General features: G+C 75.6%; 12 protein-coding genes. 9 read left to right on the top strand and 3 right to left on the bottom strand.

The features are described 5' to 3' along the window. Nucleotides 1-128: 128 nt before the first annotated feature. On the bottom strand, nucleotides 129-1499 hold the full coding sequence (locus ACWCYO_RS31605; RefSeq protein WP_270143024.1) for a DUF1015 domain-containing protein: 1371 nt from the start codon (nucleotides 1497-1499) through the stop codon (nucleotides 129-131). 92 nt (nucleotides 1500-1591) lie between these two features. Here ACWCYO_RS31605 and ACWCYO_RS31600 point away from each other — a divergent pair, with 92 nt between their 5' ends. Both ACWCYO_RS31600 and ACWCYO_RS31595 read left to right on the top strand, forming a co-directional pair. Continuing rightward, nucleotides 1592-2161: a tetratricopeptide repeat protein gene (locus ACWCYO_RS31600; RefSeq protein WP_449786122.1), complete on the top strand. Its 570-nt coding sequence runs from the start codon at nucleotides 1592-1594 to the stop codon at nucleotides 2159-2161. 66 nt (nucleotides 2162-2227) lie between these two features. After that, nucleotides 2228-3265, top strand: coding sequence for an HAD-IIA family hydrolase (locus tag ACWCYO_RS31595; protein ID WP_270143020.1), 1038 nt, complete (start codon nucleotides 2228-2230; stop codon nucleotides 3263-3265). A gap of 16 nt (nucleotides 3266-3281) precedes the next feature. Here ACWCYO_RS31595 and ACWCYO_RS31590 read toward each other — a convergent pair whose 3' ends face one another. Continuing rightward, nucleotides 3282-3629, bottom strand: coding sequence for an alkyl sulfatase C-terminal domain-containing protein (locus ACWCYO_RS31590; RefSeq protein ID WP_270143018.1), 348 nt, complete (start codon nucleotides 3627-3629; stop codon nucleotides 3282-3284). A 149-nt stretch (nucleotides 3630-3778) separates the two neighbouring features. Between ACWCYO_RS31590 and ACWCYO_RS31585 the strand changes: the two genes are divergently transcribed. The 4 genes from ACWCYO_RS31585 to ACWCYO_RS31570 all read left to right on the top strand — a co-directional run bounded on the left by ACWCYO_RS31585 (nucleotide 3779) and on the right by ACWCYO_RS31570 (nucleotide 6618). Continuing rightward, nucleotides 3779-4594, top strand: coding sequence for a hypothetical protein (locus tag ACWCYO_RS31585; protein ID WP_270143016.1), 816 nt, complete (start codon nucleotides 3779-3781; stop codon nucleotides 4592-4594). Beyond that, nucleotides 4578-4775, top strand: coding sequence for a hypothetical protein (locus ACWCYO_RS31580; RefSeq protein ID WP_270143014.1), 198 nt, complete (start codon nucleotides 4578-4580; stop codon nucleotides 4773-4775). Before ACWCYO_RS31585 ends, ACWCYO_RS31580 begins: the two co-directional genes overlap by 17 nt. Nucleotides 4776-4811: 36 nt before the next feature. Next, complete coding sequence (locus ACWCYO_RS31575) at nucleotides 4812-5618, top strand: TlyA family RNA methyltransferase (RefSeq protein ID WP_270150921.1); 807 nt, start codon at nucleotides 4812-4814, stop codon at nucleotides 5616-5618. A 91-nt stretch (nucleotides 5619-5709) separates the two neighbouring features. Continuing rightward, the gene (locus ACWCYO_RS31570; protein WP_270143012.1) at nucleotides 5710-6618 is read left to right on the top strand and encodes an NAD kinase; all 909 of its coding nucleotides are present in this window, start codon (nucleotides 5710-5712) and stop codon (nucleotides 6616-6618) included. A 22-nt stretch (nucleotides 6619-6640) separates the two neighbouring features. Here ACWCYO_RS31570 and ACWCYO_RS31565 read toward each other — a convergent pair whose 3' ends face one another. After that, nucleotides 6641-8284 (bottom strand): aminotransferase-like domain-containing protein, encoded by a 1644-nt coding sequence (locus ACWCYO_RS31565; protein ID WP_449786121.1) that lies wholly within the window; start codon nucleotides 8282-8284, stop codon nucleotides 6641-6643. 131 nt (nucleotides 8285-8415) lie between these two features. Between ACWCYO_RS31565 and yczE the strand changes: the two genes are divergently transcribed. From yczE to ACWCYO_RS31550, 3 genes are all read left to right on the top strand, one after another. Next, on the top strand, nucleotides 8416-9120 hold the full coding sequence (gene yczE / locus ACWCYO_RS31560; protein ID WP_405000627.1) for a membrane protein YczE: 705 nt from the start codon (nucleotides 8416-8418) through the stop codon (nucleotides 9118-9120). Between the two features lie 88 nt (nucleotides 9121-9208). After that, entirely contained in the window at nucleotides 9209-10942 is a 1734-nt protein-coding gene (gene recN / locus ACWCYO_RS31555; RefSeq protein WP_270150917.1) for a DNA repair protein RecN, read from the top strand. 203 nt (nucleotides 10943-11145) lie between these two features. Further along, the gene (locus tag ACWCYO_RS31550; protein WP_449786120.1) at nucleotides 11146-12312 is read left to right on the top strand and encodes a glycosyltransferase family 4 protein; all 1167 of its coding nucleotides are present in this window, start codon (nucleotides 11146-11148) and stop codon (nucleotides 12310-12312) included. Nucleotides 12313-12319 lie beyond the last annotated feature (7 nt).

Below are 12319 nucleotides of genomic sequence, written 5' to 3'. Positions count from 1 at the left end.
AAACGCTCCCGCAACCCGGCAAGATCACGCTCAACGCCCACGGTCCTCGCAACTCCCGCAGATCGCGGGTGTTGCGAGGACCGTTAGAACCGAAGAACGGCAGGGCCTCACGGCGTCCGGGGCTCGCGCTACCCCAGCGGAAGACTGCGCAGCACCAGGCCGGTGGCCGGCTTCGGCCCGAACGAGGTGGACTTGCGCGGCATGGTGACGCCCTGTTCGGCCAGCCGCCGCACCACGCTCTCCCGGACCGGGTGGAGCAGGACGGCGGTGCCACCGGTGCGGGCGGCCTCGCGCTCGGCGGCCACAGCGGTGTGCAGGTAGCCGATGTCGTCGGGGCCGTCGGGGACGTGCCAGGTGTGGTCGAGCAGGGTGGCGTGCAGCACGGTGGCGTCCAGGTGGCGCCACTCCTCGGGCCGGTCGTGCGGCACGGTCGCGTCGAGCAGGGCCTCCTCGGGCTCGCTGAGCAGCCAGAAGACGCCGTTGCCGCCGGTGAGGACGAAGGCGTTGCCGCCGTGCCGCTTCTGCTCGGCGAGTGCCTGGAGGGCGGCGGGCAGCGGGCCGGGGACCTCCTTGACCTGCCATTGGTCGCCGAGCTTCTCCAACGCGTCCGCCACCGGCAGCCGGTACAGCACCCGGTGGATGGCTCGGACCCGCAGCGGGTAGCGGGCGGTGTCCACCAGCAGCACCATGCCGCGGTCCCACGGGCTGCGCGGCAGGTGGCGGTGCTCGCGCTGGAGGCGCAGGTACATCGCCCAGCGGTGGTGGCCGTCGGCGATCAGGGCGCGGCAGGTGGCCAGGTCGCGGCTGATCTCGGCGATCAGGGCGGGGTCGGTGACGGCCCACAGACGGTGGTGGGTGCCGTCGCTGGTCGTGGTGGAGAGCAGCGGCGCGTCCTCGACCGTCCGCTCGATGACGCCGGAGGCGCCGCCGTTGCCCCGGTAGGTGAGCAGCAGGGGTTCGAGGTTGGCCCGGGTGGTGCGCATCAGCCCGACCCGGTCGGCGACCGGCCGGGGCATGACGTCCTCGTGGGGGAGCACGACGCCGACCTCGGGGCCGCTCACCGCGAGGGCGCCGATCAGGCCGCGCTGGAGCAGCTCGGGCGCGTCGGCGGTGGCGGGGACCCGCTGCTCGTAGACGTAGATCGCCGGCTCGGGGTCGGCGGCGAGGATGCCCTCGCGCTGCCAGCCGGCCAGCAGCCGCGCGGCGTGCCGGTACTTGGTGTCGCGGTCGGGGCGGTCGCCGGCGTCCTCGGGCTCGGGTCGGGGCAGGATCAGCCGGACCACGTTGTGCGGGTCGGCGGTCTCGAGGTCCAGCCGGCGCCCCGGGTCGACGACGTCGTACGGCGGGGACATCACCGAGGCCAGCGCGCCGACCCGGTCGGGGACGTAGCGCAGGCCACGGAAGGGGGACAGGGACAGGCCTGCGGTGGCGACGTGCCCGGGGTCACCGGGGCCGCCCACGGGAGTCTCGACTCCGTCTTCTGCACTGGGTGTGCTCATTCTGGGCATCGTAACCGGGTACGCGTTGTTGAGAGATCGGAATACCCGTGCCGAGCAGTGGGCCGGGTGCGCGACCGAGGGCGAGGTACGGCATGGACGACGGGCAGGAACGGGCGGACGGCGGCGTGCCTGGCGGGCAGCCGCCGGCCGGGGGCGTCCCGGCCCAGGGGCGGCCCGGGGAGCCCGCGGGGGACGTGTACGACTGGTTCCGCCGGGGCGCGAAGCTGCTGGCCCAGGGCCATCCGGCGGCGGCCGAGCAGCTGCTGTCCCGGGCGGCGGAGGCCGAGCCGCACTCGCGCAGCATCCGGGAGGCGCTGGCCCGGGCGCAGTTCGACGCCGGTTCGTACGCGGCGGCGCTGGAGAACTTCCGGGCCGTGGCACTGGCCGATCCCTCGGACGACTACGCTCAGTTCGGGTGGGGCGTCGCGGCGGCCCGGCTGGGCGACTTCGAGACCTCCGCCGAGCACCTGGCGCTGGCCGTGGCCATGCGGCCGGAGACCGACCACTACCGGTCGGCGCTGCGGCAGACCAGGGCGACCCTGGCGGCCCGGGCCGGGGCGTTCGGCCCGCTGTTGCCCGGTGCACCTGGCTATCGAGGGCCGGAGGCGGGTCTGCCGGGGCAGGTCGGGGGAGAGCCCGGGGGCGTCGACGACGACGCCTGACCGGGTGGGCAGTGACGAGCAGACGAACGCGGTGATCGAGACCGCGGTGAATGAGATTGGGCAGGCATGACCGAGACGGCCACCACCGTGCGACGGACCGCCCCCGGCGGCAGCGACCGCCCGCTGACCGAGGCGTACGACACGGCGCTGCTGGACCTGGACGGCGTGGTCTACGCCGGCCCGCACGCGATCGAGCACGCGGTGGACTCGCTGGCGGCGGCCCGTACGGCCGGGATGCGGCTCGCGTACGTGACCAACAACGCCTCCCGCCCGCCGCGGGTGGTCGCCGAGCACCTGACCGGGCTGGGCGTGCCGGCCGAACCGGCGGACGTCATCAATTCGGCCCAGGCGGCCGCCCGGGTCGTCGCCGAGAAGGTGCCGGCCGGGGCGAAGGTGCTGGTCGTGGGTGGCCTGGGGCTGGAGGAGGCGCTGGCCGAGCGGGGGCTGGTGGCCGTGCGCTCGATGGCCGAGGAGCCGCTCGCGGTGGTCCAGGGCTTCGACCCCTCGGTGGGCTGGCCGCAACTGGCGGAGGCGGCGTACGCCGTGCGCAGCGGGCTGCCGTGGGTCGCCTCGAACACCGACCTGACGGTGCCGACGGCGCGCGGCATCGCGCCCGGCAACGGGACGCTGGTGGCGGCGGTGCGGGTGGCGGCCGGGGTGGAGCCGGAGGTGGCGGGCAAGCCGCTGCCGCCGATGCACCGGGAGACCGTGCTGCGGACCGGCGCGCGGCGGCCGCTGGTGGTCGGGGACCGGCTGGACACCGACATCGAGGGCGCGTTCAACGGCGGGGTGGACAGCCTGTTGGTGTTCACCGGGGTGACCACCCCGGCGCAGCTGCTGGCAGCCCCGGTCGAGCACCGGCCGACGTACCTGGCGGCGGACCTGCGCGGTCTGCTGGTGCCGCAGCCGGCGGTGACGGCGGTGGACGGTGGCTTCGCCTGCGGCGGCTGGACGGCCGTGGCGGAGGGCGGCGTGCTGCGGCTGACCGGCGCCGGGGAGCGGTGGGACGGCCTGCGGGCGCTGTGCGCGGCGGCCTGGACGGCGCTGGACGCGGACGGCGGGCCGGTGGACGGGCGGAAGGCGCTGGCCGAGCTCGGCTTCTGAGCCGACGGCGGGGCCGTCACAGCAGGTTGCGCAGCCGCAGCAGGTCGCGGAAGCCGGCCTCCAGCTTCACTCGGCCGCTCGCCCAGGCGGCGGCGAAGTTGAGTTCGCCGCCGACCAGGGCGAGCAGGTCGTCGCTGGCCATGGTGAGCCGGATCTGGGCCTTCTCGGTGGGCGGGCCGGGGGTCTTGACGACGTCCTGGATCCGGCCGTCGCGCAGCTGTCCGGTGAAGGTCAGGTCGAGGTCGGTGATCCGGCAGCTGAGCGAGCGGTCGAGGGCGGCGGCCTTGCGGGCGTCACCGGTGGAGCCCGCCATGTTCCGGCTGAACTGCTCCAGCGCTTCCCGGCACTCCTCGGCGTTCGCCATGGCGGTCGCTCCATCCCCAGGTCACTACGGTGCCGGGCCACGGTACCTCAGGAGGGTTTTGGCGGTAGCGTCGTCAGTGGGTGCCCGGGAACGCCCGGGCGCCGAGAGCGACGGAGCGAGGCGCGCGCACGCGCGGAGGAGGCACCAGGATGCTGCCGAAGACGGTGCGGGGAGCGGTGGCGGCCACCGCCGTGGTGGTGGAGGAGCTCGGCAAGCGGGTCGCGGACACGGCCGCCGCGATCCTGGAGAAGACCGGCGTCGACGTCTCGGAGGTCGAACGCAAGCTGGGCGGGCAGTTCCCGCCGTCGGCGAAGACGCTGCAGACCCTGGCGGAGGAGGCGGTCACCGCCGGTCGGGCCGGGGTGGACCTGGCGGTCGGGGTGGCGCGCAACGAGGTGGAGAAGGCCTTCGAGAAGGTCGGCGACCAGGTGACCAAGGTCGGCGTGGTGCTCGCGTTCCTGGAGAGCAAGCTGCGCGAGGTCGAGGAGGAGCCGGCCGCGGGCAAGCCGGCCGCTGCCGGGCACGGGAAGGAGCAGCCGGCGCCGGCGCCCCGGGCGGATGACCTGTTCGGGCGTGGCTGGGAGTTCGAGGACGAGCCGGTGGCGACGGAGCCGGTGGTGGCCGAGCGGGTGGAGGTGGACGAGCCGGTCGAGGTCGATCCGCCGGTGTCCCCGCTGTCCCCGGCGACGGAGGCCGCGGTGCGGAAGGCGGTGGAGGAGTCGGTCGGGGAGCCCGCCGCCGGGAAGTGGGCGGTGCCCGCGAAGAAGGCGCCGGTGAAGAAGGCACCCGCCGAGAAGGCCGCCGTCGGCAAGAAGGCGACCGTCAGGAAGACCGCCACCGGGCAGCCGAAGCAGCCGGCGCAGAACGGCGCCGAGCCCAAGGCGGCGGCCAAGCGCACCGCGACGAAGAAGACCACCGTCCGCAAGGCCACCAGCACGAAGCAGCCCGATGCCCGGGACGAGTGAGCCGGCGGCGCCGGTCCAGCCGCTCGGCGTCGAACTGCTGCCCACCGGGCACCCCGGGGTGGACGCCGGGCTGGCCCGGCTGGAGGCTCTGGACGGGGTCCCGGCCGAGGCACACGTCGCGGTGTACGAAGATGTTCACCAGCGGCTCGCCGACACGCTGGCCGCGCTCGACCAGGAATGATCCGCAGGACCCGTAGGAGCTGAAGCACCAGTGGCAGTGGCACGACGCCGACTCGACGCGGAGCTGGTCCGCCGCAAGCTGGCCCGGTCGCGTGAGCACGCGTCCGAGCTGATCGCGGCCGGCCGGGTGACCGTCGGCGGCACCACCGCGACCAAGCCGGCCACCCAGGTGGAGACCTCGGCGGCGGTCGTGGTGGCCAAGGACGAGAACGACCCCGACTACGTCTCGCGCGGCGGGCACAAGCTCGCCGGGGCGTTCGCGGCCTTCGTGCCGCAGGGCCTGGTGGTCGAGGGCCGCCGGGCGCTGGACGCGGGCGCCTCCACCGGCGGCTTCACCGACGTGCTGCTGCGGGCCGGGGCCGCCCACGTGCTGGCGGTGGACGTCGGCTACGGGCAGCTCGCCTGGTCGCTGCAGAGCGACGAGCGGGTGACGGTGATGGACCGCACCAACGTCCGGGAACTGACCCGGGAGATGATCGGCGGCACCCCCGTCGACCTGGTGGTCGGCGACCTGTCCTTCATCTCGCTGGGCCTGGTGCTGCCGGCGCTGGCCGCCTGCGCGGCCGAGGACGCGGACCTGGTGCTGATGGTCAAGCCGCAGTTCGAGATCGGCAAGGAGCGCCTGGGCAGCGGCGGGGTGGTGCGCAGCCCGGAGCTGCGTGCCGAGATGGTGCGCCAGGTGGCCGGGCAGGCGTGGGAGCTGGGGCTGGGTGTGCGTGCCGTCACCGCGAGCCCTCTGCCGGGGCCGTCCGGGAACGTCGAGTACTTCCTCTGGATGCGCCGGGACGCCCCGCGGCTGGACCCCGCGGAGGCGGACCGGGCCGTGGCGGAAGGGCCCCGGTAGGGTGCTCTGCGAGCGTCCGGCCCGTCATGCTGTATGGCGCGGCCGCACCGGGCCAAGGGCGACCCGGTAGGCGTAGGGAGAGGGCAGCGGCATGAGCGATGAAGAACGCACGGTCTTCCTGATCGCGCACACCGGCCGGGAGGCGGCGCTGCGCAGCGTCGAGGGTCTGGTGCACGGGCTGCTGAAGGCGGGGCTCCGGATCAGACTGCTGGAGGCGGAGGCGGTGGACCTCGACCTGCCGGACGGGGTCGAGAAGGTGGCCGAGGGGCCGGGGGCGGCGGACGGCTGCGAGCTGATCCTGGTCGCCGGGGGCGACGGGACGCTGCTGCGCGGCGCGGAGTTGGCGCGCTCGCACGGGCTGCCGATGCTGGGCATCAACCTCGGCCGGGTCGGCTTCCTGGCCGAGGCCGAGCGGGACGACCTGGCCGTGGTGGTCGAGCGGGTGGTCGACGCCGACTACGAGGTCGAGGAGCGGATGACGCTCGACGTCATCGTCCGGACCAACGGCGATGTGGTGCACCAGGACTGGGCGTTGAACGAGGCGTCGATCGAGAAGGCGTCCCGGGAACGGATGTTGGAGGTGGTGACCGAGGTGGACGGCCGCCCGGTCTCCAACTTCGGCTGCGACGGGGTGGTCTGCGCGACGCCGACCGGCTCGACCGCGTACGCGTTCTCGGGCGGCGGCCCGGTGGTGTGGCCGGAGGTGGAGGCGCTGCTGATGGTGCCGATCTCCGCGCACGCGCTGTTCGCCCGGCCGCTGGTGACCTCGCCGGACTCGGTGCTGGCGGTCGAGGTGCAGCCCAAGACCCCGCACGGGGTGCTCTGGTGCGACGGCCGGCGTTCGGTCGAACTGCCCGCCGGGGCACGGGTGGAGGTGCGCCGGGGGCAGACGCCGGTGCGGCTGGCCCGGCTGCACCGGGCGCCGTTCACGGACCGGCTGGTGGCCAAGTTCGCGCTCCCGGTGACGGGTTGGCGCGGGCGGTCGAACAAGCCCTGCTGACCCAGGGTGATCTGACGCGGCGTCAGACCGCCAGTGCCTGGCCCTCGTCGGCCGGGCCGAGCCGGCCGCCCGCCGCCGCGCGGGCGGCCACCGCGGCCAGCCGCCCGACGGCGGCGGGGGCGGCCGCGGCGGGCACGGTGAGCGGGATCCGGATGTGGTGCTCGAAGGCCCCGTCCGAGCCGAACCGGTTGCCGGCCGCGATCCGGACCCCGGCGGGCTCCCCGGCCCGGGCCAGCGCCGCACCGGACAGGCCGCCGGTGGAGACCCAGAGCGAGAGGCCGCCGGGCGGCAGCGGGAAGCTCCAGTCGGGCAGTTGCTCGGCCAGCGCGGCGGCGAAGGCGTGCGCGGTGGCCCGCAGCCGGTCCAGCTGGTGGGCGCGGATGGCCTGGAGCGGCTCGCCCAGCAGCTCGGCGGCGATCAGTTGGTCCAGCACCGGGGTGCCGACGTCGCTGTAGACCCGCTCGGTGGCCAGGCGCCGGACCAGCGCGGGCGCGGCCCGGACCCAGCCGATCCGCAGGCCGCCCCAGAGCAGCTTGCCGGCCGAGCCGACGGTGACCACCTGGGCGGAGCGGTCCAGTGCCGCCATCGGGCGCGGCAGCGGCGTGGACTCCGGGACGCCCCAGCCGAGTTCGGCGGTGGTCTCGTCCACCAGCACGATGCTCCCGGCGGCCCGGGCGGCGGCCAGCAGCCGGCGGCGCTGCTCCTCGTCGATCAGCGCGCCGGTCGGGTTGTGGAAGTCCGGGATGACGTACGCGACCTTGGGGGCCGCTCCGCGCAGCACCCGCTGCCACTCCTCCAGGTCCCACTGCCATTCGCCCGCTCGCCTCCGGGGCGCTCCGACCCGGTGCCGACGTTCTCCCCCAGCCTGGCGGCCGGGAGGTGCCCCCACGCTCCGGCGCTCCTTCGTCGCCTGTCGCTCGTCACTTTCGGCACCGGCGCGCCCCTTCGGCTCGGGGCGGGTTCCAACGGCGTACGGGACCGGCACCAGGCGGGCCCCGGTGAGGCGCAGGGCCTGCAGGGTGTGGGCGTAGCTGGGGGCCTCGACGGCGACCCGGTCGCCGCGGCCGACCAGGACCCGCTGGAGCAGGTGCAGGCCGCCCATCGCGCCGGTGGTGATCAGGATCTGGTCGGGGGTGGTGGGCAGTCCGCGCTCGGTGTAGCGGCGGGCGACGGCCTCGCGCAGCACCGGGACGCCGGTGGGGTAGTGGCCGTGTCCCGCGGCGTAGTGCGGCAGCAGTTCGACGGCCCGGGCGGCCGCCTGACCGAGCCAGGGCTGCGGGGCGGGCAGGGCGGCGACGCCGAGGTCCAGGATCCGGCCCTGCTCGTCCGGCGGGACGGGGTGCAGGGCGTCGCTGGGCGGCGGGGCGCCCTCGGGCAGGGAGGTCCAGCTGCCGGCGCCGCGTCGGCTGTGCAGGTAGCCGTCGCCACGCAGGGTCTCGTACGCGGTGGCGACGGTGGTGCGGCTGAGCTCCAGGGCGGAGGCGAGTTCGCGTTCGGCGGGCAGCCGGGCACCGACCGGCAGCCTGCCCTCGGTGACCAGCAGCCGGATCTGCCCGGCCAGGGTGCGGTAGGCCGGGCGGCGCGCGGTGGCCGGCTCGGGGAGCCAGGCGGTGGCGAGCAGCCGGGCCAGTGCGGGCGGGGTGACGGTGGTGTGCCAGTCGGCCATGACGCATCAGTCCACTTGCTCGGGATTGGCCCTGTCAAGGGCGGCTTTGGCCTGCTCATCATGACAGGGCGGCCACCGAGCCGCCACCACCGGGGCCGCCCGGCGGTGCGGAACCGCCCGCAGGAGCACCATTGGCCACCACCACCGCCCCCACGTCCACCGCCCCGACGGCCACCGCCCCTGAGGAGCCCGCCCGACCGGGCCCCGCCGTGCGGGTCCTCGGCGACACCCACGCGCTGGGCCGCCGCCTCCCGCAGCTCGCAGTCGGCCTCGTCCTGTACGGGGTGAGCATGGCGCTGATGCTCCGCTCCGGCCTCGGCCTCGATCCCTGGGACGTCTTCCACCAGGGCCTGCAGCGGGTGCTCGGCCTCACCGTGGGCGCCTGGGTGACCATCTGCGGCGCCCTCGTCCTGCTGCTGTGGATCCCGCTGCGCCAGTGCCCGGGGGTGGGCACCGTCGCCAACGTGCTGGTGATCGGCGCGGCGATGGACCTCTCCCTGGGGCTGGTCGGCAGCCCGCACGGCCTGCTCGCGCGGGTGGCGCTGATGGCCGCCGCGGTGCTGCTCAACGGTGTGGCCACGGGCCTGTACATCGGCGCCCGCCTCGGGCCCGGCCCGCGCGACGGCCTGATGACCGGCCTGCACCGGCGCACCGGGCGTTCGCTACGGCTGATCCGCACCGGCATCGAGCTGACCGTGCTGGTCGCCGGACTGCTGCTCGGCGGCACCGCCGGGCTCGGCACGGTCGTGTACGCGCTGCTCATCGGCCCGCTGGTGCAGGTCTTCCTGCCGTGGTGCACGGTGCCCACCGCCGCCGAAACCTCCCGGAAGGGGTGAACTCGGCGGCCTCGAGTTGCCGCGCGCCGTTGCCGCTCGTCGCGCTCCGGGGGCGGAACCTCGTAAGGTCGTCTCCGTGTTGGACGAGATGCGGATACGGGATCTTGGGGTCATCGACGACGCGGTGGTCGAGCTGGCCCCCGGCTTCACCGCCGTGACCGGTGAGACCGGCGCCGGCAAGACCATGGTCGTGACCAGCCTCGGCCTGCTGCTCGGCGGACGCGCCGACCCCGGCCTGGTGCGCCACGGCGCCGGACGCGCGGTGGTGGAGGGCCGACTGGAACTGCCCGCCGACTCCCCGGTGGCGGCCCGCGCCGTCGAGGCCGGGGCCGAGCTGGACGACGGCGCCCTGCTGGTCAGCCGCACGGTCTCCGCCGAGGGGCGCTCCCGGGCACACGTCGGCGGGCGGGCCGTCCCGGTCGGGCTGCTCACCGAGCTCGGCGAGGACCTGATCGCCGTGCACGGCCAGACCGACCAGCAGCGGCTGCTGCGCCCGGCCCGCCAGCGCGGCGCGCTGGACCGCTACGCGGGCGAGTCGGTGGCCGAGCCGCTGGCCCGCTACCGGGAGACCTACCGCGTCCTGCGGGAGGTCTCGGCCACCCTGGAGGAGCTGACCACCCGGGCCCGCGAGCGCGCCCAGGAGGCCGACCTGCTGCGCTTCGGCCTGGACGAGATCGCCGCCGCCGAGCCGGTGGCCGGGGAGGACCTCGAACTGGCCGCCGAGGCCGAGCGGCTTGGCCACGCCGACGCGCTGTCCTCCGCGGCGACCCTCGCCCACGCCGCCCTGGCCGGTGACCCGACCGACCCGGAGGCGCTGGACGCGGGCACCCTGCTCGCCCAGTCCCGGCGCGCCCTGGACGCCGTGCGCCATCACGACGAGCGGCTGGCCGCCCTCGCCGACCGGCTGAACGAGGTCGGCTACCTGCTGGCCGACGTCGCCGGGGACCTCGCCGGCTACGCCGACGACCTGGACGCCGACCCGGTGCGGCTGGCCGCGGTCGAGGACCGCCGGGCCGTGCTGGCCCAGCTGCTGCGCAAGTACGGCGGCGCGGACAACACCCTCGCCGAGGTGATCGCCTGGGCCGAGGCCGGCTCCGCCCGGCTCGCCGAACTCGACGGCGACGACGAGCGGATCGACCAGCTCGGCGCCCAGGAGACCGAGCTGCGGGCCGAGTTGGCCGAGCTCGCGGCCGAGGTTTCGGCCGCCCGGCAGGCCGCCGCCGGGCGCTTCGCCGAGGCCGTCTCCGCCGAGCTCGCCGAACTGGCCATGCCGCACGCCCGGGTGACCTTCGCGATCACCCGGATCGACGACCTGGCCGGGATCGAGGTGGACGGCCGCACCGTCGCGTACGGACCGCACGGCGTGGACGAGGTCGAGGTGCTGCTCGCCCCGCACCCCGGCGCCCAGCCGCGCCCGATCGCCAAGGGCGCCTCGGGCGGTGAGCTGTCCCGGGTGATGCTCGCCGTCGAGGTGGTCTTCGCGGGCGCCGACCCCGTCCCCACCTACCTGTTCGACGAGGTGGACGCGGGCGTCGGCGGCAAGGCCGCGGTCGAGATCGGCCGCCGGCTGGCCAAACTGGCCGAAACCGCCCAGGTCGTGGTGGTCACCCACCTCCCGCAGGTCGCCGCGTTCGCGGACCGGCACCTGGTGGTGGAGAAGACCAACGACGGCACCGTGACCCGTTCCGGCGTCAAGGTGTTGAACGACGAGGAGCGGGTGCGCGAACTCTCCCGGATGCTGGCCGGCCTCGAGGACTCGGAGCTGGGCCGGGCCCATGCCGAGGAGCTGCTGGCCGCCGCCCGGTCCCCCCGCCACCGGTAGGCCCGGGCCCCCGTCACCAGGAGGACGGGACCGGCGGCCCTCACCGCAGGACGACGACGCGCCCCCGTGGCGCCGACTGTCCAAGAGGGCCGCCGACCTGGCATGGTGGCGGCTGGACACTGGCTTTCCAGTCCCGAGCGCCGCCGGGCGGGCAACCCTCGCGAAGCGGTGCGCGAACCTGATCGAGTCGGATGCGAGACGACGTGGACCATTCCGCCGCCCGGGCCACCGCGGCCGCCCCGGAACCGGGGCAGCTGCACGTGGTACTCGTCCTGGCCGCCAGCACCGGCGGCATCGGTGCGCACGTGCGTTCCCTGGCCCAGGGCCTGGTCGCGCACGGGGTGATCGTGACGGTCTGCGCACCGGCCGGTACGGACGCGCTGTTCGGCTTCTCCCGCACGGGCGCGCGGTTCCACACGGTCGACATCACCCCCACCGCGGGCGCCCGCAGTGACGCCACCGCGATCGGCGAGCTGCGCCGGGCCTTCACCGGCGCCGACGTGGTGCACGCCCACGGGCTGCGCGCGGGGCTGCTGTCCGACCTCGCGCTGCGCACCGCCGGCCGCTTCCCGGGCCTGCGCCCGGAGACCCCGCTGGTGGTCACCTCGCACCACGCGCTGCTGGCCACCGGCATGGAGCGGCGCCTGCAGCGGCTGATGGAACGCCGGGTGGCGCGCGCCGCCGACCTGGTCCTCGGCGCCTCCTCCGACCTGGTCGCCCGGGCCCGCGAACTGGGCGCCACCGACGCCCGGCTGGGCCCGGTGGCGGCCCCGCCGATGCCCGAGGGCCGGCTCGGCCGGGCCGAGGCGCGCGCGGCGCTGCTCGGCGACGGCCCGGACCGCCCGCTGGTGCTGGCGGTCGGCCGGCTCGTCCCGCAGAAGGCCTTCGGGCTGCTGCTGGACGCCGTGGGGGAGCTGTCCGCGCTGGACCCGGAGCCGCTGCTGCTGCTCGCCGGGGACGGCCCGGAGGCGGGCCCGCTGCGCGAGCGGGTGGCCGCGGAGAAGCTGCCGGTGCGGCTGCTCGGCCACCGCACCGACGTGCCCGACCTGTTGGCCGCCGCCGACGTGGTGGTGCTCTCCAGCCGCTGGGAGGCCCGCTCACTGGTGGTCCAGGAGGCGATGCGGGCCGGCGTTGCGGTGGTCGCCACCGCCGTCGGCGGCATTCCCGAACTGGTCGGCGACGCCGCCGTGCTGGTGGCACCGGGTGACCCGGGGGCGCTCGGACGGGCGGTGCGCGAGCTGCTGGCCGACCCGGCCCGCCGCGAGCAGCTGGTGGCGGCGGGCCGGCAGCAGGCCGAGACCTGGCCGGACGAGGCCGCCACCGTCGCCCAGGTGCTCAGCACCTACGACGAGTTGGTCCAGCGCGTCTGAGGCGTGT

This window comes from Kitasatospora sp. NPDC001683 (assembly GCF_053596495.1).
This window is presented reverse-complemented; position numbering and strand designations above follow the sequence as displayed.

Bases quoted from the DNA above. Each gene is read 5' to 3' on its own strand.
- ACWCYO_RS31585 (WP_270143016.1), top strand. From the start codon at position 3,779: ATGCTGCCGAAGACGGTGCGGGGAGCGGTGGCGGCCACCGCCGTGGTG.
- ACWCYO_RS31605 (WP_270143024.1), bottom strand. From the start codon at position 1,499: ATGAGCACACCCAGTGCAGAAGACGGAGTCGAGACTCCCGTGGGCGGC.
- ACWCYO_RS31600 (WP_449786122.1), top strand. From the start codon at position 1,592: ATGGACGACGGGCAGGAACGGGCGGACGGCGGCGTGCCTGGCGGGCAG.
- recN (WP_270150917.1), top strand. From the start codon at position 9,209: ATGCGGATACGGGATCTTGGGGTCATCGACGACGCGGTGGTCGAGCTG.
- ACWCYO_RS31565 (WP_449786121.1), bottom strand. From the start codon at position 8,284: ATGGCCGACTGGCACACCACCGTCACCCCGCCCGCACTGGCCCGGCTG.
- ACWCYO_RS31570 (WP_270143012.1), top strand. From the start codon at position 5,710: ATGAGCGATGAAGAACGCACGGTCTTCCTGATCGCGCACACCGGCCGG.
- ACWCYO_RS31580 (WP_270143014.1), top strand. From the start codon at position 4,578: ATGCCCGGGACGAGTGAGCCGGCGGCGCCGGTCCAGCCGCTCGGCGTC.
- ACWCYO_RS31590 (WP_270143018.1), bottom strand. From the start codon at position 3,629: ATGGCGAACGCCGAGGAGTGCCGGGAAGCGCTGGAGCAGTTCAGCCGG.
- ACWCYO_RS31595 (WP_270143020.1), top strand. From the start codon at position 2,228: ATGACCGAGACGGCCACCACCGTGCGACGGACCGCCCCCGGCGGCAGC.